Consider the following 24,609-nt stretch of genomic DNA (forward strand, 5'->3'; position numbering starts at 1 on the left):
ATGACGTACGACGTGCGGGAGTGGGAGGACGGGGCTCAGCTCAGTACGGCGAGCGCGTCGATCTCGATGAGGAGGCCGGCCGGCAGGCCGACGTACACCGTCGTGCGGGCGGCGGGGGGCGCGGTGAGGCCCTGCTCCTCGAAGTAGGTGTTGTAGATCTGGTTCATCTCGGCGAAGTGGTCGACGTCCGTGAGGTAGACGCGGATCATCATCGCGTCGTCCCAGGTGGCGCCGCCCTCTTCGAGGATCGCCCGCACGTTGGCGAGGGTCTGGAGGGTCTGCTCGCGCAGGGTCGGGCCCGCGGGCGTCGGGGGCTTGCCCTCCTCGGCCGGCAGGAAGCCGACCTGCCCGGCGACCTGGAGGATGTTCCCCTTCCTGACGCCGTGCGAGAACTTGGCGGGCGGGGTGGTGTGGGTCTTGGGGGTGAGGGCGGTCTTCTCGGTCTTCTCGGTCATGCGGAGTCCTTAGCCGGGGTCTTTCGGGTGGTCTCTCGGGTGGTCTTTCAGCTGGTCTTTCGGGGGCTTTCCGGAGTAGTCGCGGCTGATGGCGTCGGCGGTGCGGCGGACCAGCGGCAGCAGCGTGAGGAGCTCGTCGGCCGTGACGACGACGTTGGGCGCGGACACCGACATCGCGGCGACGGCCCGTCCGTCGGCGCCGCGGACGGGGGCGGCGACGCAGTTGATGGACTCCTCGTGGCCGCCGAGGTCGGTGGCCCAGCCCTGTTCGCGCACCTTCTCCAACTCACGCAGGAAGGCAGGGGCGTTGGGGATCGAACGGGCCGTGTACATGGGGTAGTCGAGCTTCTCCGCGAGGGCGCGGCGCTCGGGTTCGGGCAGGTCGGCCAGGAGCAGCTTGGCGACGGCGGCGACGGTGATGGCCACCGGCTTCCCGATCCGCGAGTACATGCGCACGGGGTAGCGGCTCTCCACCTTGTCGATGTAGAGGACCTCGTGCTCCTCGTACACCGCGAGGTGGACGGTGTGTCCGCACTGCTCGTTGAGGCGTACGAGGTGGGGGTGGGCGATCTCGCGGACGTCCAGGTTCTCGACGGCTTCCTGGGCGAGGGCGAAGAGCCGGGCGCCGAGGCGGTAGCGCTGGTCGGACTGGCGGTGGACGAGGCCGTGCTCGTGCAGGGTGCGCAGGAGGCGCAGCGCCGTGGACTTGTGCACACCGAGCCGGTCGGCGACCTGGCCGAGGTCGGCGGGGCCTTCGGCGAGCAGCGGCAGGATGCTGAGGGCGCGGTCGACGGTCTGGCTCATGGGGTACGTACCTCCTCCTGGGCCCGATCAACGGCTTGTGTCCAGCCGGGGCCGAGTCGAAGTGTCTCCCACGCGGTGTCGTCGAGGGCGGCCAGGCGGTCGGCGTGGTCGCGGGCGGGCGGCACGGCGAGGTCGCCGGGCACGGTGAGCGCGGCGGCGGCCATGAGGTGTCCGTGCCGGAGGCGGTCGCGGACGGGCAGGCCGCGGAGGGTGGCGGAGAGGAACCCGGCGGCGAAGGCGTCGCCGGCCCCGACGGCGGCGACGACATCGACCTGGAGAGCCCGGACGAAGGTGACCGTGTCCGTTGAGGTGTCGCCCGTGCCCGGCCCGCCGGGCCGCCGCTCGAAGGCGGTCGCTCCTCCCCCGCCCTGCTTGACGACCAGGACCTCGGGCTCCGGGAGCGCGTCCCGGATCGCCCGGGGGCCGTGCAGCCCCCAGGCCGCCCGTGCCTCGTCGTCGCCGACGAACACGAGGTCGGCGCCGCGGGCGAGCTCCAGCAGCACCCGCGGCCCGTCCGTGTCACGCCACAACCCGGGCCGGTGGTTGACGTCGAAGGAGACGAGCGGGCGTGCGGGCCGGCGGGCGGTGAGTTCGCGCAGCAGGCCCAGGCAGCCGTCGGACAGGGCGGCGGTGATGCCGGACAGATGCAGCACCCGGCCCGCGCGGACGGCGTCGAGGTCCATGTTCTCCGCCGTCATCGCGGAGGCGGCGGACCCGGCCCGGTAGTACGCCACCTCGTGGGCGTCGGTGGCCCGGTCGCCCGCCGTGCGGAAGTAGACACCGGTCGGGCGTGCGGGATCGCGTCGCACGGCGGAGGTGTCGACGCCGTACGCCGCGATCGCCTCCACCAGGTGGTCGCCGAACCCGTCGGCGCCGACCCGCCCGGCCCACCGCACGGAGTGCCCCGCGGCGGCGAGCACGCACGCCACGTTCGACTCGGCGCCGCCGATGCCACGCTCGAAGGACGGCACGTCGGCGAGGCGTCCGGGCCGCGTCGGCAGGAACGTGACCATGGACTCGCCGAGCGCGACGACGTCGTGGGCGTCGCGGGGCACGGCACCGGTACGTCCGTCGGTGGTCACGATGGCCGGGCTCCTCGCTGTCGCGCGGCCAACGGCACCGTTGACCCTGTGTTGGCTGGGATGTTAGACAGCAGTACGCGACATACGCAATGACCGTTGCACACCACGCAACGCGCTCTGATCAGGGAGGCTCCATGAGTGCCGAAGCGCTCGCCCGGCTCGCCACGGACCGCGTGGACCACCGCTTCAAGGGCCTCCCGCCGGACGCCGAGGGGCTGACCGTGGGCGAGCTGGCCGCCCAGCGCCGCGACCTCTTCACCGGCGGCTTCACCACCCCGGTCCTCGCCCTCTCCGCCGAACGCCTGACGCACAACCTCGAACTCATGGAGACCTACGCGGCCCGCCACGGCCTCGCCTTCGCCCCGCACGGCAAGACCTCGATGGCGCCGCAGCTCTTCCAGCGCCAGCTCGAACACGGCGCCTGGGGCATCACCCTGGCCGTCCCCCACCAGGTGCGGGTGGCCCGGGAGTTCGGCATCCAGCGGGTGTTCCTCGCGAACGAGCTGGTCGACGCGGCGGCCCTGCGCCACATCGCCGCCGACCTCGCGGCCGACCCCGGCTACCGCTTCATCTGCTACGTCGACTCCGTGCGCGGAGTGGAACTCATGGACGCGGCGCTGCGCGGCACGCCCCGCCCGGTGGACGTCGTCGTCGAGCTCGCCGCCGGAGAGGGCGCCCGTACCGGGGTGCGCACGGAGGAGGAGTGCGCGGCGGTCGCGGACGCGGTGGCCGCGACGCCGACGCTGCGTCTGGTCGGGGTCGCGGGCTACGAGGGCGAGGTGCCGCGGGCGGACTCCGAGCGGGTCCACGCCTGGCTGCGCCGGCTCGTCGCGCTGGCGGTGGACCTCGACCGGGCGGGGCGCTTCAAGGACGCGGGCGAGATCGTGGTCAGCGCGGGCGGCAGCGCCTGGTTCGACGCGGTCGCCGACGTGTTCGCCGGGATCCCCGGCCTCTCCCTGCCCGTGCTGAAGTTGCTGCGCTCGGGCGCGTACGTCTCGCACGACGACGGCCACTACCGCAGGCTCACGCCCTTCACCCGGGTCCCGGAGGAGGGTGCCCTCCACCCCGCCTTCCGTCTCTGGACGCAGATCGTCTCGCGCCCCTCCCCCGGGCAGGCGTTCGCCAACGCGGGCAAGCGGGACGCGGCGTACGACCTGGATCTGCCGCTGGCGCAGGTCGTGCGGGACGCGGGGTCGGGAGAGATCCGCGACGCCGCCGGCATCGAGGTGACGGCCCTCTCGGACCAGCACGCGTGGCTCCGTACGGCCCCGGAGGCGGAGCTGGAGGTCGGCGACTGGGTCGGCCTGGGCCTGTCCCACCCCTGCACGTCCTTCGACAAGTGGCAGCTGATCCCCCTGGTGGAAGCGGACGGGACGGTCGTCGACTACATCCGTACGTTCTTCTAGGGGTTCCCGTGCTTCCAGGAGTCCCCGTGCTCCTAGGAGTCCCCGTGCTTCCAGGAGTCCCCGTAAGGAGCCCCCGTGGATCTCGTCATCCGTGATGTGCGCGTCGTCGACGGCACCGGCGGCGCGTCCTGCCGTGCCGACGTCGGTATCACCGGCGGCCGGATCGCCGAGATCCGCCGCGACGGCCCGGCCCTGGGCGGACGCCGGGTCCTGGACGCCGGCGGCCTCGCCCTGGCCCCCGGCTTCATCGACATGCACGCCCACAGCGACCTCGCCCTGCTGAGGGACCCGGACCACAGTGCCAAGGCGGCCCAGGGGGTGACCCTCGAAGTCGTCGGCCAGGACGGGCTCTCGTACGCACCGGTCGACGACCGTACGCTCGCCGAGGTCCGCAGGGCGATCACCGGCTGGAACGGCCACGGCGACGACATCGACTTCACCTGGCGGTCGGTCGGCGGGTACCTGGACCGGCTGGACCAGGGCATCGCGGTCAACGCGGCGTATCTGATCCCGCAGGGCACCGTCCGTATGCTCGCCGTCGGCTGGGAGGACCGCGCGGCGACGCCCGGCGAGCTGGACCGGATGCGGCGGCTGGTGGCGGACGGCATGCGCGAGGGCGCCGTCGGCATGTCCTCCGGCCTCACCTACACCCCCGGCATGTACGCCGAGGACGCCGAACTCACCGAACTGTGCCGGGTGGTCGCCGAGTACGGCGGCTACTACTGCCCGCACCACCGCTCGTACGGGGCGGGCGCGCTCCAGGCGTACGAGGAGATGGTGGCCCTCACCCGCGAGGCCCGCTGCCCGCTCCATCTCGCCCACGCCACCATGAACTTCGGGGTGAACAAGGGGAGGGCACCGGACCTGCTGGCCCTCCTCGACGGCGCGCTGGCCGAGGGCGCCGACATCACCCTCGACACCTATCCGTACACCCCCGGCTGCACCACGCTCGTGGCCATGCTGCCGAGCTGGGCGGGCGAGGGCGGCCCGGAGGCGGTCCTCGCTCGGCTGCGGGACGACACGGTCGCGGAGCGGATCCGCCACGCCATGGAGGTCGTCGGCGCGGACGGCTGTCACGGCGTGCCCATCGAGTGGGACACGATCGAGATCTCGGGCGTGAGCGACCCGGCACTCGCCCCCTACGTCGGCAGCACCGTCCAGGCCTCGGCCGACCTGCGCGGCGAGGCCCCCTGGACCACCGCCCGCCGGCTGCTCCTCGACGACCGGCTCGGCTGCACGATCCTCCAGCACGTCGGCCACGAGGAGAACGTCCGCGCGATCATGCGCCACCGTGTGCACACCGGCGGCTCCGACGGCATCCTCCAAGGGACGAAACCGCACCCGCGCGCGTACGGGACCTTCCCGCACTACCTCGGCCATTACGTACGCGAGCTGGGGGTCCTCTCGCTGGAGGAGTGCGTCGCCCACCTCACCGGGCGCCCGGCCGCGCGGCTGCGGCTGCCGGACCGGGGGCTCGTCCGCGAGGGATACCGCGCCGACCTGGTCCTGTTCGACCCGTCCACCGTCGCGGCCGGCTCGACCTTCGAGGACCCGCGCAGGCTCCCGGCCGGCCTTCCGCATGTGCTGATCGACGGCCGCTTCGTCGTCGAGGACGGCCGCCGGACGGACGTACTGGCGGGGCGGGCGGTCCGCCGGACTCCTCGCTGACCACCCGCCCCGCGGTGCCTACGGCTTGGGCAGGGTGCAGCCGCTCGCGCTCAGGTTCAGCACGTTGGCGGTCGTGAAGCAGGCCGGGATCTGGTACGTCTCCTGGGCGTAGTTGATGCCCTCGCGGACGGTCACGTTGCCGCTCGCGTCGACCTCACAGGGGTTGTTCTCCGTGCAGGTCTCGCCGTCCTCGTTGCCGGTGTTGTTGACGGCGACGACCTTGCCGGTGGCGTTGTCGATCACCGGCGAGCCGGAGGTGCCGCCGATGGTCTGGCAGGCGGAGGTGTAGCGGAGGGAGTCCTTCCAGGTCCAGTCGCCCTCCTTCAGGCGGTACGCGAACCCGTCGACGTTGCAGCTGTAGAGCCGCTTCCAGTACCCGGAGGCGACGGTGATGGCGGTACCGGCGGTCGGGTGCGTGTCCTGCACGGTGAGCGCGCTGATGCCGTACGCGCTCTTGATCGCCGCATAGGTGGTGGTCAGCTGGTAGATCGAGACGTCCGTGTCGGTCATCGTCGAGTAGACGACCTTGTTCGCGCGCAGCGTCGCCACCCGGGTGGCGGCGGAGTTGAGCAGGCCGAAGGTACGGCTCGACGCCTGGTTGACGATCACCTCGCCGGGCTCCGGGAAGCCGGTCTCCAGGCAGTGGCCGTTGCTGAGCACGAGCGCCGGGGCGGTGTCCGCGGAGTTCGGGAAGCGGATGACCGAGCCGGAGCAGTTGCTGAGCGAGACGGTGCCGGCGAAAGTTCACGGCCCGGAGCGTGGGTGCGGCCGAGGTCTTCGTCCCGCCCGTGGACTTCACCGCGGCTGAGGTCTTCACCGCGGCCGCGGACTTCACCGCGGCCGCCGGCTCGGGTGCCGCGACCGCCGGTGCCGCGCCCGCTCCGGCGATCACCAGAGCGAAGAGCGCGGCAACGAGAGGCTTTCTCATGTGGGGGTCCCCTCTTGCGACATGAGTGACCGGAGATTTTCCGGCCCACAGTCTTGTCATGCGCATTGTGATGGGAGGGGACTGAACGGGACAAGGACTTCTTTCCGGACCGCACGAACCGCTAGGGATAACCCGCTACTTGCGGCTTCCGGGCCGTCACCCGAGGGCCTCTGTGAGCCACTTGGGCCGCTCGCACGCGCCCTTCACTCGGGCCGCTTGCTCGCACCCTTCACTTGGGCCGCTTGCTCGCACCCTTGCCGTGACCGGAGTTGCCCGGCCGGGACGCGGACGCGCTCACGCCGGCGGACGCCGTCGCCGTCACCGCCGCCTCCGTCGAGGGCGCCGAAGTCGTGGGCGCACCGGTTTCCTCCCCGGAGGGGGAAGGAGACACCGAAGCGCCGGCGGAGGAGGACGCGTCGTCGGACGGGCGGGCGGTGACGGGCGGGGCGCCGCCGTCCGACGGCCCGGTGGTGGCCGCGCCGGCCGAGGCGCTCGCGTCCACGGACGGCTGCTCGGACCGCTCGGCCTTCGGCCGCACCCCGTCGCCCTCGACCCGCGGACCGGCCGGGGACCCCGAGCCGGAGAACCCCGCGATCGCGACGGCGGCACCCAGGGCGCAGACCGCGCCGACGGCGACGAGCACCCGGGACGTCGGCCGTCCGCGACCCTTCGGGCGCGCCCGCCGTCGCGGTCCGCCGTCCAGGACCGGGCCGCCGGGCCCCGCCGGTTCGTCCGCGTCCGGAACGGTCACGGGCAGCTCGCGCGTGCTGTCGTAGGCGTTCTCCCACCCGTGGGCGGCCGCGGGGTCCGCGTACTCCTCGTACGCGGGCGCGGCGTCGGCCCGCGGGTGGTAGACGCTCGGCGCGCCGTGCGCGGCATCGGCACCAGACGGGCCGCCCGGCCCGTTCGCGCCATTTGTCCCGGGCGCCCGGTCGGCGGGCTGAAGGTGCCATGACATGGCCGGAAAGTGTAGAGACAAGAAGGGGGTCACGTGTACCCGCGGGTGGCCACCGCTCGACACCCCGTGTCTCACGTGGCGGAAAACACGGCGCGTAAGGCGTTACGCGGCCGTAAGCTCGCGGACATGCAGGTGATCCAGTCCACGAAGCTCGCCAACGTCTGCTACGAGATCCGGGGCCCGGTGCTCGAGGAGGCGATGCGGCTGGAAGCGGCTGGTCATCGGATCCTCAAGCTCAACACGGGCAATCCGGCGGCGTTCGGCTTCGAGTGCCCGCCCGAGATCCTCGAGGACATCCTCCGCAACGTCTCCTCCGCACACGGCTACGGCGACGCGAAGGGCCTGCTGGCCGCCCGCCGCGCCGTCGTCATGCACAACCAGACCCTCGGCATCGAGACGGACGTCGAGCACGTCTTCGTGGGCAACGGCGTCTCCGAGCTGATCGTGATGGCCATGCAGGGCCTGCTGGACGACGGCGACGAGGTGCTCGTACCGGCGCCCGACTACCCGCTGTGGACCGCCTCCGTCTCCCTGTCCGGCGGCACGGCCGTGCACTACCACTGCGACGAGCAGTCGGACTGGATGCCCGACCTCGCCGACGTGGAGCGCAAGGTCACCGACCGCACCAAGGCGATCGTCATCATCAACCCGAACAACCCGACGGGCGCGGTGTACGACGAGGCGATGCTGCGGGGCCTGACGGACATCGCCCGCCGCCACAACCTGCTCGTCTGCTCGGACGAGATCTACGACAAGATCCTCTACGACGGCGCCACGCACACCCCGACCGCCGCGGTCGCCCCCGATCTGCTCACGCTGACGTTCAACGGCATGTCGAAGGCGTACCGCGTGGCCGGCTACCGGGTCGGCTGGATGGCGATCTCCGGGCCGCGCGCGCACGCCGACTCGTACATCGAGGGCCTGACGATCCTGGCGAACATGCGGCTGTGCGCGAACATGCCGGGTCAGCACGGGGTGGTCGCCGCGCTGAGCGGCCGTCAGACGATCAACGAACTGGTGCTGCCGGGCGGACGGCTCAAGGAACAGCGGGACGTGGCGCACGAGCTGCTGACCCAGATCCCCGGCGTGAGCTGTGTGAAGCCGAAGGGCGCGCTCTATCTGTTCCCGCGGCTCGACCCCAAGGTCTTCAAGATCAAGGACGACCGGCAGATGGTGCTCGACCTGCTGCGCCGCGAGAAGATCATGGTGGTCCAGGGCACGGGCTTCAACTGGCCGGACCCCGACCACTTCCGGGTGGTGACCCTGCCGACGGTGGGCGATCTGACCTCGGCGATCACCCGGATCGGGAACTTCCTGGACGGTTACAGCCAGCCGTGACGCCGGGCCTGTCGGCGGGCCTCCGGAGGCCCGCCAGAGGCCTTGCCGCAGGGCCGCCCAAGAGCCTTCCCGACTCCACTCAACTTTAGACGGAATCTAAGCTAGGATGGTTTCCTGAGAACATTGGAGGCCATCCCATGTATGAACCGATCCGGACCAAGTCGGTCCACACGATGGCCGGCACCGCCCCCGACTTTCCTCACCGGTCGCGCGAGGAGGAGCTGGACATCCAGCTCGCGGGTCATCTGGCGGCACTGCTCGCGGTGACCGACGAACTGCGTGCGCTGACGCCCTCCGCGGAGCTGGACACGGCCGCCGAGCGGCTCGCGGAGCAGGTGGCCCGGCTGCGCGGGGGACTGCCGCCCGCCCGGACGTCGGTGGCCGCCGCCCTCCACGAGCCGCATCTCGCGGCACTGCACCGACGGGCGCACGCCCTCGCGGGCCGCGCCCTCGTCGTCGCCGCCTCCCGGGCCGACACGGCGGCCGCCATCCTCGCCGCCGAGCGCATGGACGCCCACGCGGCGGCCGCCGACCCGCGCGAACTCGCGCCCCGCTGAGCCCTCCGAGGGCTTCCCCCGAACGGCCCCGGTCCGCGCGCACCGCAGCGACGCGCGGACCGGGCGCCACACACCATGCGCCACACACCGCGCGCCGGTCATCGCCCCGGCGCCGACGTCACCGTCCAGGGACCGATCACCGAGAGCAGCGCCGGCCGGGTCGGTACGGACCCGCGGGTGGACCCGGCCGACCCTGTGGCAGGAGCCGCCGGGGCGTCATCCGGAGCGGTAGTGACGCTGCTCCGCGAGGAAGCGGACCGGCCTGCGCGAGACGGAGGCGCGGCGGCCCGAGTCGCGCACGCGCCATCTGCGCACACGCGCTGTCCGGAAAAGCGTTCGAAGTGAGCGGGCGTTCACGGGCGAGGGCCTGCCGTCGCCCCTCCGTCGGGGCGGACGGAGCGGTGACGACAGGCCCAGGGCCCCACACGCCGTTGTGCGGAACCTCGCCGGTCCGTGGTGCCGGCACCGCGGCCGGCCGTGACGATGTAGCTGGTCAGGGCAGATCGGAGCCGGCCGCGGAGTAGGGAAAGGGCCTCAGCCCAGGCGCTGCACCAGTGCGCGGTACTCGTCCCACAGCTCCTTCGGTGTGTGCTCGCCGAAGGTGTTGAGGTGCTCGGGCACGAGCGCGGCCTCCTCGCGCCACACCTCCTTGTCGACGGTGAGCAGGAAGTCCAGGTCGGACGCGGACAGGTCGAGGCCGGCCGTGTCCAGGGCCTCCCTGGTCGGCAGGATGCCGATGGGGGTCTCGACGCCCTCGGCCCTGCCCTCGAGACGCTCGACGATCCACTTCAGCACGCGGCTGTTCTCGCCGAAGCCGGGCCACACGAACTTGCCCTCGTCGTTCTTGCGGAACCAGTTGACGTAGTAGATCTTGGGGAGCTTCGCCTGGTCCTTGTCCTTGGCGACGTCGACCCAGTGGCCCATGTAGTCGCCCATGTTGTAGCCGCAGAACGGCAGCATGGCGAACGGGTCGCGGCGCAGCTCACCGACCTTGCCCTCGGCGGCGGCGGTCTTCTCGGAGGCGACGTTCGCGCCGAGGAAGACGCCGTGGTTCCAGTCGAAGGACTCCGTCACCAGCGGGACCGCGGTGGCGCGGCGGCCACCGAAGAGGATCGCCGATATCGGCACGCCCTTGGGGTCCTCCCACTCGGGCGCGATGATCGGGCACTGCGAGGCGGGGACGGTGAAGCGGGCGTTGGGGTGCGCGGCGGGCGTACCGGACTCCGGCGTCCAGTCGTTGCCCTTCCAGTCGGTGAGGTGGGCCGGAGTCTCCTCCGTCATGCCCTCCCACCAGATGTCGTTGTCGTCGGTGAGCGCGACGTTGGTGAAGACGGAGTTGCCCCACAGGGTCTTCATCGCGTTGGCGTTGGTGTGCTCGCCGGTGCCGGGCGCGACGCCGAAGAAACCGGCCTCGGGGTTGATCGCGTACAGCCGGCCGTCCTCGCCGAACCGCATCCACGCGATGTCGTCACCGATCGTCTCGACGGTCCAGCCGCCGACCGTGGGCTCCAGCATGGCGAGGTTCGTCTTGCCGCAGGCGCTCGGGAAAGCCGCGGCGACGTACTTGGACTCGCCCTGCGGCGGCGTGAGCTTGAGGATCAGCATGTGCTCGGCCAGCCAGCCCTCGTCGCGCGCCATGACGGAGGCGATGCGCAGGGCGTAGCACTTCTTGCCGAGCAGCGCGTTGCCGCCGTAGCCCGAGCCGTACGACCAGATCTCGCGGGACTCGGGGAAGTGCGAGATGTACTTCGTGGAGTTGCACGGCCACGGCACGTCCGCCTCGCCCGCCTCCAGCGGCGCTCCGAGCGTGTGCACGGCACGCACGAAGAAGCCGTCGGTGCCGAGCTCGTCCAGGACCGGCTGCCCCATGCGGGTCATGGTGCGCATGGACACGGCGACGTACGCGGAGTCGGTGATCTCCACGCCGATCGCGGAGAGGTCCGAGCCGAGCGGGCCCATGCAGAACGGGACGACGTACATCGTCCGGCCCCTCATCGAGCCGCGGAAGACGCCCTGCTCACCGGCGAAGATCTCCCGCATCTCGGCGGGGTCCTTCCAGTGGTTGGTCGGGCCCGCGTCCTCTTCCTTCTCGGAGCAGATGAACGTCCGGTCCTCGACCCGCGCGACATCGGTCGGGTCGGAGGCGGCGTAGTACGAGTTGGGGCGCTTGATCGGGTCGAGCTTCCTGAAGGTGCCCTTGCGGACGAGCTCCTCGCTCAGTCGCTCGTATTCCGCCTCGGATCCGTCACACCAGACCACACTGTCCGGCTGCGTCAGTTCGGCGATCTCGTTGACCCACGAGATCAGTTCTTTGTGCTGGGTGGGGACGCTGGAGGGAGCCGCGATGTCGCGCGCCACGATTGCTCCTAAATGAGGGGTTTCTGTTGAATGCCCCGTGGGGGCTGCGACCCGGACGCTTCACGATGGTGGATCTTGGCGCTCATCCGGTGCCGACCGCACTCATATGATCATCCGACGGCACCGCCCATATGTCCAGAGGACCGCCCACCTGAGCGGAGTGACCATCACCACTCATCGCCGGGTTTGCTGCGCGTCACCGTCGGTTCACCCCGGGTATCCACTCCGGGGCGCCTCAGACATCCGCCCCGGAGCACCCCGCACGCCAGGTCGCGCCGTGAGATCATGGCCACTCTTGAACTCTCATCCGCGTGGACCGATACGTAAGTTACGGTTCCGTAGGTAGGATCTGGTCCATGACTGCGCCCGTCCCCGACGCGCCCACGGACACGCCGGCCGCAGGCCACGGTCCCGCCGCGCTCTCCTTGTCCGACGAGATCAAGCCGAAGCTCCGCGGCTGGCTGCACCTGGGCATGTTCCCGGCCGCACTCGTCTCGGGCCTGGCACTCACCGCCTTCGCGAGCTCGCCCCGCGCCCGCCTGGCCTGCGGGATCTTCGCTCTGACGGCCTGCCTGCTGTTCGGCGTGAGCGCGCTCTACCACCGCGGCACCTGGAGTCCGCGCATGGACGGCATCCTGCGCAGACTGGATCACGCCAATATCTTCTTGATCATCGCGGGGACGTACACACCACTGACGATGCTGCTGCTGCCGGGGGCCAAGGGCCAGTGGCTGCTGTGGAGCATCTGGGGCGCGGCCGCCGCGGGCATCGCCTTCCGGGTCTTCTGGGTCGGCGCGCCGCGCTGGCTCTACACGCCCTGCTACATCGCGATGGGCTGGGCGGCCGTCTTCTTCCTCCCTGACTTCATGCGCACGGGCGGGATCGCCGTCCTCGTCCTGGTGGTCGTCGGCGGTCTGCTCTACAGCGCGGGCGGCGTGATCTACGGCATCAAGCGCCCGAACCCGTCACCGCAGTGGTTCGGCTTCCACGAGGTCTTCCACTCCCTGACCCTCGCGGCGTTCGTCGTGCACTACGTCGGGATCTCGCTGGTGGCCTATCAGCACGGATGACCCTTCCCCGGCCCTTCCGGCCGGCTCCCCCTCAGTGGCCGCGACGTCGAAGTCGCGGCCACTTTTGCGTGCCGGGAACACGGCACCGCGCCCGCGCCAGGAGCGCAGCACCACCCCCTCCCCATTGACAGTAACCATCTTTTGAGAGCTACTCTCATTTCATGGTTACTGTCACTCAGCAGCACGACCCGCGGCACGACGCCCGCCGCTGGTGGGCCCTCGGAGCCCTGGTCGCGAGCATGCTCGTACTCGGCTTCGACATGACGATCCTCAACGTCGCACTGCCGACCATGGCCCGGGACCTGGGCGCGTCCACCGGCGAGCAGCAGTGGATGGCCGACGCGTACGTCGTCGTCTTCGCGGCCCTGATGCTCCCGGCCGGCCTGCTCGGCGACCGCTTCGGACGGCGCCGGATGCTCATCACCGGACTCGGCGTCTTCCTGGCCGGCTCCCTGGCCGGCGCCCTCGTCGACGACGTCACCCCGGTGATCGTCGCCCGCGCCCTGATGGGGGTCGGCGGCGCGCTCGTGATGCCGCTCGCGATGGCCGTACTGCCCTCGCTGTTCGGACCCGAGGAGCGCACCAGGGCCGTCGGCGCGGTCTCCGCCGCCTCCGCGCTGGGCCTGCCGCTCGGCCCGATCCTCGGCGGCTGGCTGCTCGACCACTTCTGGTGGGGCTCGGTCTTCCTGGTCAACGTGCCGATGGCCGCGATCGGCATCGCCGCCTGCGTCTTCCTGCTCCCCGAGACCCGCGACCCCGCCTCCCCCAAGGTCGACGCCGTCTCCACCGCGCTCACCGCGGCCGGCCTCAGCATCCTGATCTACGCGATCATCGAGGCGCCGGGGCGCGGCTGGGGCGACCCGCTGGTCCTCGGCCTCTTCGCCGCCTCCGTCGTCCTGATCGCCCTGCTCGTCGTCCGCGAACGCCGCAGCGCCCGCCCGATGCTGGACCTCTCCCTGCTCGCCCAGCGCGGCTTCCTGCTCAACACGCTCGCCGCGACCCTCGTCATGTTCGTCCTGTCCGGGCTGATGTTCGTGCTGCCGCCGTACCTCCAGGCGGTGCTCGGGAACGACACGTTCGCCACCGGGGTGCGGATGCTGCCGATGATGGGCGGGCTGCTGATCGCGTCGAGGGGCGCACAGCCGCTGCTGGCGAAGTTCGGGGCGCGGGCGGTGATCAGCGCCGGCCTGGTCACCCTCGCCTTCGCCGCGATCCTCGGCAGCCGCACGTCCGTCGACGACGGCTACGGCTTCACCGCCCTGTGGCTGTCCATCGCCGGCCTCGGCTTCGGCTTCGCCGTGGTGCCCGCGATGTCCGCCGCCCTCGGCGCCCTGCCCCGCGACCGGGCCGGCAGCGGCTCCGGCCTCCTCATGACGGTGCGCCAGGTGGGCGGCGCGATCGGCATCGCCCTGCTCGGCTCGCTCCTCGCGGGCGCATACGGCGACCGGCTCGACACCTCCGGCCTGCCGCACGGGGCCGCCGACGCCGCCTCCGACTCGGTGGTCGGCGCCCATGTGATCGCCGCGCAGCTCGGCGACCGCGCGCTCACCGCCTCCGCGAACGCCGCGTACCTCCACGGCATGGACCTGGTCCTCATGATCAGCGGAATCGCGGCACTCGTCACCGCGCTGCTGGCCGCGGCGCTGCTCCCGAAGCCCGAGACGTCGCCCGCCCCGGCCCCGACCCCCGAGGAGGACACCGCCGTGGCCCCGACGCCCGCCGATGCCGGACAATGAGCACCATGGCCGCCACCGCACACAGCTCCACCCCCGCCGACGGCCCCCAGCTGGGGCTCCGGGAACGGAAGAAGCTCAAGACCCGGATCGCGATCCGCGACGCGACCTACGGACTGATCCAGGAGCAGGGGTACGACGCGACGACCATCGAGCAGATCGCCGAGCGCGCCGAGGTCTCCCCCTCGACGGTCTTCCGCTACTTCCCGACCAAGGAGGACATCGTCCTCACGGACGAGTACGACCCGGTCATGGAGAAGGAGCTGACCGCCCGCCCGGCCGACGAACCGTGGACGGAGTCCCTGCGGTACGCGGTGCACCAGGCCATCGGCTTCGGGTTCACCGAGGAGCCGCACGTGTCCCGGCTGCGGACCCAGCTGATGGTCGACGTGCCCGCGGTGCGCTCCCGGATGATGGAGAGCATGTCGGTCACCGGCCGCATGCTGTGCCGGGTCATCGCGGCGCGCACCGGCCGCGACCCCGACAGCCTGGAAGTGCGGGTGTTCGCGATGTCCCTCATCGGCGGCCTGATGGAGACCTCGCTGTACTGGGCCGAGACCGGCCACCAGGAGGACCTCGGCGACCTCGTCGACCGCGCCCTGGACGTCCTGGAGAACGGTCTGCCACCGAAAAACCCGGAGGCCACGGACGCGTCCGGCGTGACATCCTGATCCGGTGAACGGACCGGAGATCCACGTCGCATTCGCCCCCGAACTGCGCCTGTTCGTCCCGCACGAGCGGCGGTCCGGCACCACGGCGGTCGGCACCGACGGCGCCTCCACCCTCGGGCACGTCGTGGAGTCGCTCGGCGTCCCCCTGCCGGAGGTCGGCGCACTCGTCGTGAACGGCCGCGAGACACCCGTCTCGTACATCCCGGCGGCCGGCGACTCGGTGGAGGTGCGCCCGGTCGAGCGCCCCCAGCGGGTCCCCGGCGCCCCGCTCCGCTTCCTCCTCGATGTGCACCTCGGCACGCTGGCCCGCCGGCTGCGCCTCCTCGGCGTCGACACGGCCTACGAGTCGACGGACCTCGGCGACCCGGCCCTCGCCGCCCTCTCGGCCGCCGAGAAGCGCGTACTGCTCAGCCGCGACCGCGGCCTGCTGCGCCGCCGCGAGCTGTGGGCGGGCGCCTACATCTACAGCACCAGGCCCGACGACCAACTCCGTGACGTCCTGGACCGGTTCGCCCCCGGGCTGGCCCCCTGGACCCGGTGCACGGCGTGCAACGGCGTACTCGAGAAGGCCACCAAGGAGCAGGTCGCCGACCAGCTGGAAGGCGGCACGCAGCGGTCGTACGACGTCTTCGCGCAGTGCGAGGAGTGCGGGCGGGCCTACTGGAAGGGCGCGCACCACGACCGCCTGGAGGCCATCGTGGAGCGCGCCCTCGCGGAGTTCGGCGCCTAACGGCGCTTCAGATCCTTGGTGCCGCAGGCCAGTTTGTCCTTGCTGGGATCGAGCCCCAGCGGATCGTCCTCGCCGTTGACCTTCAGCCGGCCGTAGTCGTTCTTCTCGAGCCAGGCGCACCGGGCGGCCGTCGTCTTCCTCACCTCGCGCGGGAACGCGGTGGGCACGCAGACGTTGACGGTCCCGTAGTGCCGGTCGCATCCGGAGACGGCGGCGCCGACCTTCTGCGAGGCGCGCTTCCTGCCGGGCCCCGTGACCTTGCCGTCCAGGGAGTCGGCGAACGGGTGGACATGCGCCGAAGCCGTGTCCTCGGAGGCGGCGGCGAGCGCGGACGGGCCCTGGAGATGCACCCACTTGGCCACCGACGGCACGCCGTTGGCGTCCACCGCGAAGAGCATGTACCAGCCGGGCGGCGCCAGGTTCGGGTTGCTCGTCACGTTCAGATCGACGTTGTTGCCGCCCACGGACAGCGGCAGATCGACGAACCGCTGGTTCGGGTCCGAGGAGTGCGTCACCGCCGCCGGGCGGATCAGCTCCGCCTTGGCGATGGGACGGTCGACGGTGATGCGCTGGGTGTCGCCGTACACCCACTCGTTGTCGATCACCGAAGTGATCGTCGGGCGGGTGCCCTTGAGCAGATAGGGCGGGGTGTAGAGGGACACGTTGTGGTTCCAGGTGCCGTTGCCCGGGTTGTCGCCGGTCGCCATCACGCGGCCGTCGGGCAGCAGGAAAGCGGACGAGTGGTAGCCGCGGGCCTCCGGGTCGGCGGCCACCGGGTCGAAGGTGGAGCTCGCCGGGTCGAAGATCGACGACTCGTAGACCGGGTCGGCGCGATTGTGCAGGGCGCCGCCGGTCTCCAGGACCTTGCCGTCGGGCAGCAGCACGGCCGAGACGTACATCTTGCCCTGGGTGCCGGTCTCGGCCACCTTGCCGTTGCCGAGGTCGACGGTGCCCTGCGGCAGCGGCGGCCCGGCGGTGTACGCCGGGTTCGCCGACTTGAGGTCGATGATGTCCGTCAGCCGGTTGGCGGCCGGATTCGAGTCGATGTTGCCGCCGCCGATGGTGAGGACCTTCTGGTCCTGCGCCGGAGGCAGCAGCACGCTCGCCGACTGGTCGCGCTCGTCCTTGCTCTGCAGACCCGGGATCGCGGTGGTCGTGTTCGCGTCGTAGTCGTAGACCGCCGAGCCGGTGCCCGGGGTGCCGTTGCCGAAGACATGGCTGCCCGAGTAGAAGAGGCGGCCGTCCTGCATCAGGATCATCGACGGGTACAGACCCCAGTACGACCAGGTCTGGTTGACCTGCCACAGCGGCAGCCACCGCTGCTGCGCGGCCGACCAGCGCTCGGCGGTCACCGAGCCGGTCGAGTCCTCGCGCAGCCCGCCGAACGAGACGATGTCGCCGTTGCCCAGCTCCGTCGCCGACGGATACCAGTGCCCGTCGTTCAGGTCGTTGGTCTTGCTGTAGGTCTCGGTGACCGGGTCGAAGAGATACGAGTCCTTGTACCCCTCGTACCCGTGGCCGCCCACGACCGGGAACGCCTTGTTGCCGCTCATCACGAGCACCCGGCCGTCGGAGAGCTGGACGTGCCCCGCGCAGAACATGTCCTTGGGCGTGGGGATCTGCCGGTACGTGCCCTTCACCGGGTCGTAGACCGCGCTGGTGAACGTGCCCGCGTTGAACTGCTCCTCGCTGTTGCCGGAGCCCGCGATCAGCAGCACCTTGCCGTTGTTGAGGACGACGGAGTGCATGGAGCGGACCGGGTTCTGCGTGGGCAGGACCGTCCACCGGCCGTTCGCGCACTCCTCGGCCGTGCCCGTGCAGGTGGCCGGCGGGAGCGGGTCGGCGACCTGCTCCATCGTGTAGTCGTCGGTGGTCGCGGACCCGGTGCCGTACACCGACACACCCCAGGTGATGCGGTCGGTGCCGGCCGGCACCTCGGGTGTGCGGACCGTCGCCCGGGTCCAACCGCTCTGCATGTCCAGCGTCTTGAGGTCGGTCCAGTACTGCCAGCCCGCCGTCGCGTCATGCCGGAAGAGCGTGATCGCGGCGTCGGGGGTCGTCGTCCTGTACCAGAGGCCGAGGTCGTACTGCTTGCCCGCGGTGACCACCGGCGCGCAGGCGGCGGACTCGGTGATCAGCGCCTTGCGGTCGCCGTCGACACGCCGGGTCAGCGCGACCTTCATGGCCTTGGTGCCGGTGTGCGCGTCACTCGTGGTGGTGAACGTGAAGTCGTTGTCGCCCCAGCCCGACTTCTCCCAGCAGTACGGCATCCCGTCCGTGCCGGCCGTCTCGAAGCCGGGGTTGGTGACCAGGTTGGCGGCCGAGGCGGGCTGTGGTGAGGTGAGCAGCAGGCCCGCGGTGAGACCGGCCACGGCCACCAGTGCGGTTCTGCGTCTGCCGAGCGTGGTGAGGGTACGGATGTTCACATGGCTCTCCTTGCCGTGCGGCTCCCGTCCGGCGCCCCCCGGCCCCGGCGCGGCAGATAGACCAGCGCCTCGGTCCCCACGAAACGCAGGACGAACGTCATCACCAGGGCCACCGCGGTGGCGGGCAGCGACTCCATACCGAACCTGCCGACCAGCAGCGCGATCAGCGGGATGCGCAGCACCAGGTCGGCGTTGGCGAGCAGCGCGAACCGGCCCACCCGGTCCCACCAGGTGCGGTGCCGCCGGCGCTCGCGGAACAGCAGGTGCTCGATGAGCAGGAAGTTCCAGGCCACCCCGAGCTGGTTGGCGAGGATCTCGGCCGGTACGTAGTGCATGCCGAGCGCGGTGAGGGCGTACAGGCCCAGCAGGTTCGGTACGAAACCGGTGGCGCCGATCAGCCCGAAGACGACCATCCGCGCGATCGGCGAGGCGGTGCGCAGTCCGACGAGATGGCGCAGAAAGCGGAAGCCCTCCTGCGCGGTCGACTTGGACTCGCCCGCGAACCGGTCCTGGAAGACGAAGGGCACCTCGGTGACCTCGCGGGGACGGCTGCGTACGGCCAGTTCGAGGAGGATCTTGTAGCCGAGCGGCTGGAGGATCTCCGCGGTGACCGCACTGCGGCGGATCGCGAAGAAGCCGCTCATCGGGTCGCTGATGCCGCGCAGCCGGCGCGGGAACAGCGACTTCGTCAGCCAGGTCGCGCCGCGCGAGACGGCGATGCGGTACCCGCCCGCGAGACCGGCGCGGCTGCCGCCCTTGATGTAGCGGGACGCGACGACGAGCCCGGCGTTCGCCCGCTCACCGGTGCCCACCAGCTCCGGCACCAGGGACGGCGGGTGCTGGAGGTCGCCGTCCATGACGACGATCCAGTCGGAGCCGGCCGCCTTGATGCCCTCGACCACGGCGCCGCCGAGCCCGCCCTCGGGCTCCTCGCGGTGCAGCACGGTGACCGGGAACGGGCAGTCCTGCGCCGCCTGGAAGATCACGTCGGGGGTGTCGTCGGTGGAGTCGTCGACGAAGACGACCTCGCAGGGCAGCCGCGCCGGCACCGACTCGGTGATCCGGTGCAGCAGCTCCCTGATGTTCGCGGACTCGTTGAAGGTCGGTACGACGATGGTGACGGCCCCGGGTTCAGGGACCTCGGCGGCCCGTACGACCGGGTCGCCGAGCTCCTCGGGAACGGTGGACTCGTGACTCATCGGGAACCTCCCACGGTCTGGATCCGACGGATCTCGATCCGGTCCGCGCCGGTGCCGAAGGTGGCGACCGGCTCGGAGTGCTCCATGGCGGCCTTGACGTGCGGCAGGTCGACCGCGTCACGCCGTACCGTCGGGGAGGCGACCACATAGTCCAGGTCGCGCCAGCCGCGCGGCATCGTCTTGGTCACCGCGGGGTCGAGGTCGGCCTTGTAGAACCAGATGACGCCGAGGCCCGGCCGGTAGCCGTCGTGGACGAGGTCGAGCCACAGCGCGTCGTCGACCAGGACCCGGGTGTCCTCCGGGTCCTTCACCTCGGTCTTCAGCCAGGCCGACGCGGCCCGGTAGGGGGCGTTCGCGTCGGCGGTCAGGGCGGTGCGGTCGCCGTCGTACCAGTGCGGCACGACGTACGCCCCGGCGACGGCCGCGAGCAGCGCCGCCACGACGTACCGCGCCCCGGTCACATACGGCTTCTCCGCGCCGCCGCGCCACCTGCGCAGCACCGCGTGGGCGACGCTCGCGGTACCACCGGCCAGGACCAGCGCCAGGAAGGGCAGGGCCTGGATGACGTACATCGCGGGCAGATAGCCGCTCGGGCGCAGGGCGACGAGGGCGAGGATCGCCACGGTGAGCGCGGGTCCGGCCAGCGCCCGCGCGGTCACCGACCAGCGCCAGGTCACCAGGAGCAGCAGCGCCCCGGCGAGACCGCCGAGCGGCAGGACACGGTCGTAGTAGAGCCAGGACTGGAGGACTCCGTACGAGCCGGAGCCCGGGTCGAGGACGAAGCCGGAGCCGGGGCGGCTCATCTGGTAGGTGATGCCGTCCCACAGCGAGACATGGCCCGCACCGGGGAACAACTCGCCCTTGAGCAGGGCGAACAGCGGGTACGAGAGGCCGAGCAGGGTGCATGCGGTGATGGCCCCGGTGAGGGCGAACTTACGGGTGTCGCGGTGGCCGTGCCGCCACATGGTGACCAGCAGGGCGGGCAGGATGACGAGCATCGTCTCCTTGGTGAGGACGGCCGCGGCCGCGGCGATCCCCGCCCCGAAGTGGTGCCAGAGGTGGCGGCTCGGGGAGGCGGCCAGGCAGAACGCGAGCAGCGTCCACATCACCGCGATGTTGTCCAGGAAGATCTCGCGCTGGAGCACGACCGACAGCGGTGAGAGCCCGAAGAGGACCATGGCGAGGCCCGCGGCCCAGCGCGGCAGCGAGAGGCGGCGGGCGAGCACGTACACGAGGACCGTGCTCACCGCGCTGACCACCAGCATCGCCGCACGCATCGAGCCGACCGTCATCGACGAGGGGCTGAAGTGCGCGGGGATCCAGGTCAGCAGGGCTATCTGGATCCAGCCGAGGGGCGGGTGGTCGTACCAGTACGTGTAGTGGGCGAGGCCCTTGCCCTCCTGGACGGCCCAGGCCTGGGAGAGATAGGTGCCCTCGTCGTCGCTGAGCGTCGGGTAGTCGGCGATGTTCCAGCCCTGCACGACCAGGATCGCCACGAGGAGCGCACCGCACAGCAGCAGATCCGAGCGCGAGCTGCGAAAACGCAGGATCCGCGGGGGGCTGGGGACGAATTTGGGTGCACGGGACCGCTGCGCGGGGACCTTGGGTGTGGTCGCCGCGGGAAGAGTGGAGGTCACGCGGGAACGTCCTCTCGGATCACTTCGGTGAGATGCGCGCCGACATGACTGGTCAACTCCCAGTCGTTGCGGCCTCGTTGCTCACGCCACACCGCGCGGATGGCCGCGCCGGCGAGAAGCACCTGGTAGAAGGGGCCGCCGACGATCAGCTTGAGGTAGTGCACGGAGCGGACACGGAGCCCGTACTGCTTGCCGAAGTCGTGCAGTCCCACCACTTCGAACACGAAGGTGACGAACGCGGTGACGGCCGGCAGGAAGGTGATGAAGGCGATGCCGACGGGCACGTCGAGGAAGAGCGCGACGGCCGCGTTGAGCGGAATGATGACGCCGGAGATCGCCTGGAGGAACGGCGTCATGAGCGTGTAGCGGGCGAGCAGCCGCTGGCCGAAGCCCGGCAGCTGCTTCCAGTCCTTCTTCCGGTAGACCTGGAGGAAGCCCTGGTTCCACCGGGTGCGCTGCTTGAGCAGCGACATCAGGCTGCCGGGGGTCTCCTCCCGGGTCACCATGTCGGAGTCGTACGCGACGACGACCTTCTTGCCGACACTGGAGAGACGTACGCCCAGGTCACAGTCCTCCGCCAGGCAGTCGGGATCCCAGCCGTCGGCCTCTTTGAGGACGTCCGTGCGGACGAAGACGGTGTTGCCGCCGAGCGGGATGAACCCTTTCTGCGCGTGCAGATGGAGCCGGGAGCGGAACCAGAAGAAGTACTCCAGGCAGTTGCGCAGGCTGTACCAGCTGGAGTTGAAGTTGATGAGCTGTACGCCGCCCTGGACGACGTCCGCGCCGGTGGAGCGGAAGGCGTGGTCGACGTGGGCGAGCAGCTCGGGATGGACCTGGTCCTCGGCGTCGAAGACCCCCACCACGTCGCCGCGGCAGTGCGGCAGCGCGGTGTTCATGGCCTTCGGCTTGTTCTTCTTCTCGTGGGTGTCGACGACGACGCGCACCCGCTCGTCGCGGGCCGCGGCCTTCCGGGCGACCTCGGTGGTCTCCGGGTCGTCGTGCCCGACGATGACGATGATCTCGAAGTCGGTGTGACTGGACTCCAGCAGGCGCTGGATCGTGTGGTCCAGCACGGCCTGTTCGTGTCGCGCCGGCAGCAGCAGCGAGAAGGACAGGCCCTCACCGCCGTCCGGTCTGCTGAAACGGGTGGAGGCCAGCACCTCGGGCGTACGCCACGCGTGCATCTGCCACCACAGGGTGAAGGCCGCCATCCAGAACAAAGCCAGCGAAACGGCAGCAATGAAGACAGACGTGAGCACCAGATCCCCCCAGATCCCCAAAAGCCCCCTGTCGCGACGATGAGCCACAACCGTCGCGTCACGATGCAGAGACTATGAGTGAACTGTGAAGCGCACAGGCCTTTTTGGTGAAGAGCGTGTTTCCTCACACTCGTGGGACTTACTGAACATTCCGAACGCCTGTCGCGTTTGGACCAGTTGACTACGGCCCGTTCAACCGCGTTTCAGCCGCTCAGAGCCGTGCGGAGCCGGTCCGCGTCCGTGATCGGCGCGTCGCAGGTGAAGTTACGGCAAACATAGGCGGCGGGCCCTCCCCCGACGAGGGGCCGGTCGGCCAGAAGCGGAAACTCGTCGCTCCCGGGAGTCCCCACGGCCACGACGGCGCCCGGCGCGGTGCCCAGAAGCGCCGTGCGGTGCAGGGTCCCTGTCGCCGGGTCGTCGGCCGGGCCCACGACCGAGACCTCGCGCGGCCCGTCGAGCAGCGCCTCCGCGACGGCGAGCCCCCAGCCGACGAAGCGGGGAGCACGCGGGCCGAGCGCCTTCACCACGCCCAACGCCCGCTCGGCGGCGGTGCGATGGGGCTCGGCGCCGGTATGGGCCGCGTAGCTCAGCAGGGCGCCGGCGGCCGCGCTCCAGCCGGACGGGGTCGCGTTGTCGGTGGGGTCCTGGGGGCGGCGGATGAGCTTCTCGGCGTCGGCCGCGGTGTCGTAGAGGGCGCCCGACTCGGGGTCGGTGAACTGGGCGAGGACGTGATCGAGCAGGAACCCGGCGAATTCCAGCCAGACCCCCTCCCCGGTGACGGAGGCGAGGGCGAGGAAGCCCTCGGCGACGTCCCCGTAGTCCTCGAGGACGCCCGCGTGGGCGCCGGCCCGGCCGTCCTTGCTGGTGCGGGCGAGCCGGGCGTGCTCGTCCAGGTGCAGGCGTACGAGGAGGTCGGCGGCGCCGATGGCGGCCTCCACCAGGTCCGGGCGGTCGAAGTACGCGCCGGTCTCGGCGAGGGCGGCGATCGCCAGGCCGTTCCAGGCGGCGACCACCTTGTCGTCGCGGCCGGGGGCGGGACGCTCGGCCCGCCTCCCGAGGAGCCGCGCCCGGACGGAGGCGATCCGCTCCGCGTCGAACACGACGTCCTGCTGCGGGAGCTGGAGGACGGAGGCACCCTCTTCGAAGGTGCCGTCCCGCGTCACCCCGAAGCAGCGGGCGGCGAGTTCCGCGTCCTCGCGGCCGAGGGCCTGCTCCAGCTGCTCGGGCGTCCACACGTAGTACGCCCCCTCGACGTGCCGACCACTGCCGTCATCGCTGTCGGCGTCGAGCGCGGAGGCGAACCCGCCCTCGCCGGTACGCAGCTCGCGCACCATGAAGTCGGCGGTCTCCAGGGCGACACGACGAGCGAGTTCGGAACCGGTGGCACGCCAGAGGTGGGCGTAGACGCGGCAGAGGAGGGCGTTGTCGTAGAGCATCTTCTCGAAGTGGGGTACGACCCAGTCACGGTCGACGGAGTAACGGGCGAAACCGCCGCCGAGCTGGTCGTAGATGCCGCCGCGCGCCATGCGCTCGCAGGTGTCCTGCGCCATCTGGAGGGCGCCCTCGGAGCCGGTGCGGGCGTGGTGGCGCAGCAGGAACTCGACGACCATGGACGGCGGGAACTTGGGCGCCCCGCCGAAGCCGCCGCGCCGGGCGTCGTAGTCGCGGGTGAGACCGAGGAGGGCCTGCGCGAGCTCCTCCTCGCCCGGGGTGCTGCTGTCTCCGTAGGAGATCTCGCGTCCGGCGAGATCCCGCACGATCTTCCCGGCGACCTCGGCGACCTCGTCCCGCCGGTCGGTCCAGGCACTGCGCACGCCCTCCAGGACCTGCCGGAAGGAGGGCATGCCGTGCCGGGGCTCGGGCGGGAAGTACGTGCCGAAGTAGAAGGGCTCGGCGTCCGGCGTGAGGAAGACGGTCATGGGCCAGCCGCCCTGCCCGGTGGCGGCCTGTACGGCCTCCATGTAGACAGCGTCAACGTCGGGGCGCTCCTCGCGGTCGACCTTGACGTTCACGAAGTGCTCGTTGAGATACGCGGCCGTCGTCTCGTCCTCGAAGGACTCGTGGGCCATGACGTGACACCAGTGACAGCTGCTGTAGCCGACGCTCAGCAGGAGGGGTACGCCCCGCTTGCGGGCCTCTTCGAAGGCCTCGGGCGACCAGGGCCACCAGTCGACGGGATTGTCGGCGTGCTGGAGCAGATACGGGGACGTCTCATGGGCCAGTCGGTTCACCCTTCCACTCTCCCACGGCCTCGGGTGTCGCACAGATGCGCTGGTCCACCGGGCGCGCCTCCTCGGGGGCGGCTTCACGAAGGTGGCGGTGCCGGTCGC

18 protein-coding genes and 1 pseudogene are annotated in these 24,609 nt (G+C 71.0%); 8 read left to right on the plus strand and 11 right to left on the minus strand.

Annotated elements, in window-relative coordinates:
* Window positions 1-35: 35 nt before the first annotated feature.
* Genes SAVERM_RS16970 through SAVERM_RS16980 form a run of 3 tightly spaced genes read right to left on the minus strand, consistent with a single transcriptional unit; the run spans window position 36 to window position 2,341 of the window.
* Window positions 36-455: a RidA family protein gene (locus tag SAVERM_RS16970; protein WP_010984708.1), complete on the minus strand. Its 420-nt coding sequence runs from the start codon at window positions 453-455 to the stop codon at window positions 36-38.
* 9 nt (window positions 456-464) lie between these two features.
* A complete protein-coding gene (locus tag SAVERM_RS16975; protein WP_010984709.1) occupies window positions 465-1,259 on the minus strand; it encodes an IclR family transcriptional regulator in 795 nt (264 codons plus the stop codon).
* Window positions 1,256-2,341 carry a sugar kinase gene (locus tag SAVERM_RS16980; RefSeq protein ID WP_010984710.1) on the minus strand — a complete coding sequence of 362 codons (1,086 nt, stop codon included), beginning with the start codon at window positions 2,339-2,341 and terminating at the stop codon, window positions 1,256-1,258. The genes SAVERM_RS16975 and SAVERM_RS16980 overlap by 4 nt, the downstream gene beginning before the upstream one ends.
* 134 nt (window positions 2,342-2,475) lie before the next feature.
* Between SAVERM_RS16980 and SAVERM_RS16985 the strand changes: the two genes are divergently transcribed.
* Both SAVERM_RS16985 and SAVERM_RS16990 read left to right on the plus strand, forming a co-directional pair.
* On the plus strand, window positions 2,476-3,747 hold the full coding sequence (locus tag SAVERM_RS16985; protein ID WP_010984711.1) for an amino acid deaminase: 1,272 nt from the start codon (window positions 2,476-2,478) through the stop codon (window positions 3,745-3,747).
* 75 nt (window positions 3,748-3,822) lie between these two features.
* Entirely contained in the window at window positions 3,823-5,415 is a 1,593-nt protein-coding gene (locus tag SAVERM_RS16990; RefSeq protein WP_010984712.1) for an N-acyl-D-amino-acid deacylase family protein, read from the plus strand.
* 18 nt (window positions 5,416-5,433) lie between these two features.
* Here the strand turns inward: SAVERM_RS16990 and SAVERM_RS16995 are convergent.
* Window positions 5,434-6,343 (minus strand): annotated as a pseudogene (locus tag SAVERM_RS16995) (trypsin-like serine peptidase).
* 229 nt (window positions 6,344-6,572) lie between these two features.
* Window positions 6,573-7,301 carry a hypothetical protein gene (locus SAVERM_RS17000; RefSeq protein WP_048894573.1) on the minus strand — a complete coding sequence of 243 codons (729 nt, stop codon included), beginning with the start codon at window positions 7,299-7,301 and terminating at the stop codon, window positions 6,573-6,575.
* A 126-nt stretch (window positions 7,302-7,427) separates the two neighbouring features.
* On the opposite strand from SAVERM_RS17000, the gene SAVERM_RS17005 reads away from it, so the two are divergent.
* Window positions 7,428-8,639 carry a pyridoxal phosphate-dependent aminotransferase gene (locus SAVERM_RS17005; RefSeq protein WP_010984715.1) on the plus strand — a complete coding sequence of 404 codons (1,212 nt, stop codon included), beginning with the start codon at window positions 7,428-7,430 and terminating at the stop codon, window positions 8,637-8,639.
* A gap of 137 nt (window positions 8,640-8,776) precedes the next feature.
* Complete coding sequence (locus tag SAVERM_RS17010; protein ID WP_010984716.1) at window positions 8,777-9,196, plus strand: SCO4983 family protein; 420 nt, start codon at window positions 8,777-8,779, stop codon at window positions 9,194-9,196.
* A gap of 534 nt (window positions 9,197-9,730) precedes the next feature.
* Here SAVERM_RS17010 and SAVERM_RS17015 read toward each other — a convergent pair.
* Window positions 9,731-11,554: a phosphoenolpyruvate carboxykinase (GTP) gene (locus tag SAVERM_RS17015; protein WP_010984717.1), complete on the minus strand. Its 1,824-nt coding sequence runs from the start codon at window positions 11,552-11,554 to the stop codon at window positions 9,731-9,733.
* 356 nt (window positions 11,555-11,910) lie between these two features.
* On the opposite strand from SAVERM_RS17015, the gene trhA reads away from it, so the two are divergent.
* The 4 genes from trhA (at window position 11,911) to SAVERM_RS17035 (ending at window position 15,758) form a co-directional block, all read left to right on the plus strand.
* On the plus strand, window positions 11,911-12,624 hold the full coding sequence (gene trhA / locus SAVERM_RS17020) for a PAQR family membrane homeostasis protein TrhA (RefSeq protein ID WP_010984718.1): 714 nt from the start codon (window positions 11,911-11,913) through the stop codon (window positions 12,622-12,624).
* Window positions 12,625-12,785: 161 nt separating this feature from the next.
* Window positions 12,786-14,360, plus strand: a complete 1,575-nt coding sequence (locus tag SAVERM_RS17025) for an MFS transporter (protein ID WP_010984719.1) — start codon at window positions 12,786-12,788, stop codon at window positions 14,358-14,360.
* Complete coding sequence (locus tag SAVERM_RS17030) at window positions 14,357-15,028, plus strand: TetR/AcrR family transcriptional regulator (RefSeq protein WP_037644981.1); 672 nt, start codon at window positions 14,357-14,359, stop codon at window positions 15,026-15,028. The genes SAVERM_RS17025 and SAVERM_RS17030 overlap by 4 nt, the downstream gene beginning before the upstream one ends.
* A 4-nt stretch (window positions 15,029-15,032) precedes the next feature.
* Window positions 15,033-15,758, plus strand: a complete 726-nt coding sequence (locus SAVERM_RS17035) for a Mut7-C RNAse domain-containing protein (protein ID WP_010984721.1) — start codon at window positions 15,033-15,035, stop codon at window positions 15,756-15,758.
* Here the strand turns inward: SAVERM_RS17035 and SAVERM_RS17040 are convergent.
* The 5 genes from SAVERM_RS17040 to SAVERM_RS17060 form a co-directional block, all read right to left on the minus strand.
* Window positions 15,755-18,028, minus strand: a complete 2,274-nt coding sequence (locus SAVERM_RS17040; protein ID WP_010984722.1) for a galactose oxidase early set domain-containing protein — start codon at window positions 18,026-18,028, stop codon at window positions 15,755-15,757. The genes SAVERM_RS17035 and SAVERM_RS17040 overlap by 4 nt on opposite strands.
* 152 nt (window positions 18,029-18,180) lie before the next feature.
* Window positions 18,181-19,383 carry a glycosyltransferase gene (locus SAVERM_RS17045; protein WP_010984723.1) on the minus strand — a complete coding sequence of 401 codons (1,203 nt, stop codon included), beginning with the start codon at window positions 19,381-19,383 and terminating at the stop codon, window positions 18,181-18,183.
* Window positions 19,380-21,020, minus strand: coding sequence for an ArnT family glycosyltransferase (locus SAVERM_RS17050; RefSeq protein ID WP_010984724.1), 1,641 nt, complete (start codon window positions 21,018-21,020; stop codon window positions 19,380-19,382). The genes SAVERM_RS17045 and SAVERM_RS17050 overlap by 4 nt, the downstream gene beginning before the upstream one ends.
* The gene (locus SAVERM_RS17055; protein WP_037644980.1) at window positions 21,017-22,279 is read right to left on the minus strand and encodes a glycosyltransferase; all 1,263 of its coding nucleotides are present in this window, start codon (window positions 22,277-22,279) and stop codon (window positions 21,017-21,019) included. The genes SAVERM_RS17050 and SAVERM_RS17055 overlap by 4 nt, the downstream gene beginning before the upstream one ends.
* 203 nt (window positions 22,280-22,482) lie before the next feature.
* Window positions 22,483-24,510, minus strand: a complete 2,028-nt coding sequence (locus SAVERM_RS17060) for a thioredoxin domain-containing protein (RefSeq protein WP_010984726.1) — start codon at window positions 24,508-24,510, stop codon at window positions 22,483-22,485.
* Between the last annotated feature and the right edge of the window lie 99 nt (window positions 24,511-24,609).

The sequence above is a fragment of the Streptomyces avermitilis MA-4680 = NBRC 14893 genome, from assembly GCF_000009765.2.
In the GTDB taxonomy this organism is placed as follows: Bacteria; Actinomycetota; Actinomycetes; order Streptomycetales; family Streptomycetaceae; genus Streptomyces; species Streptomyces avermitilis.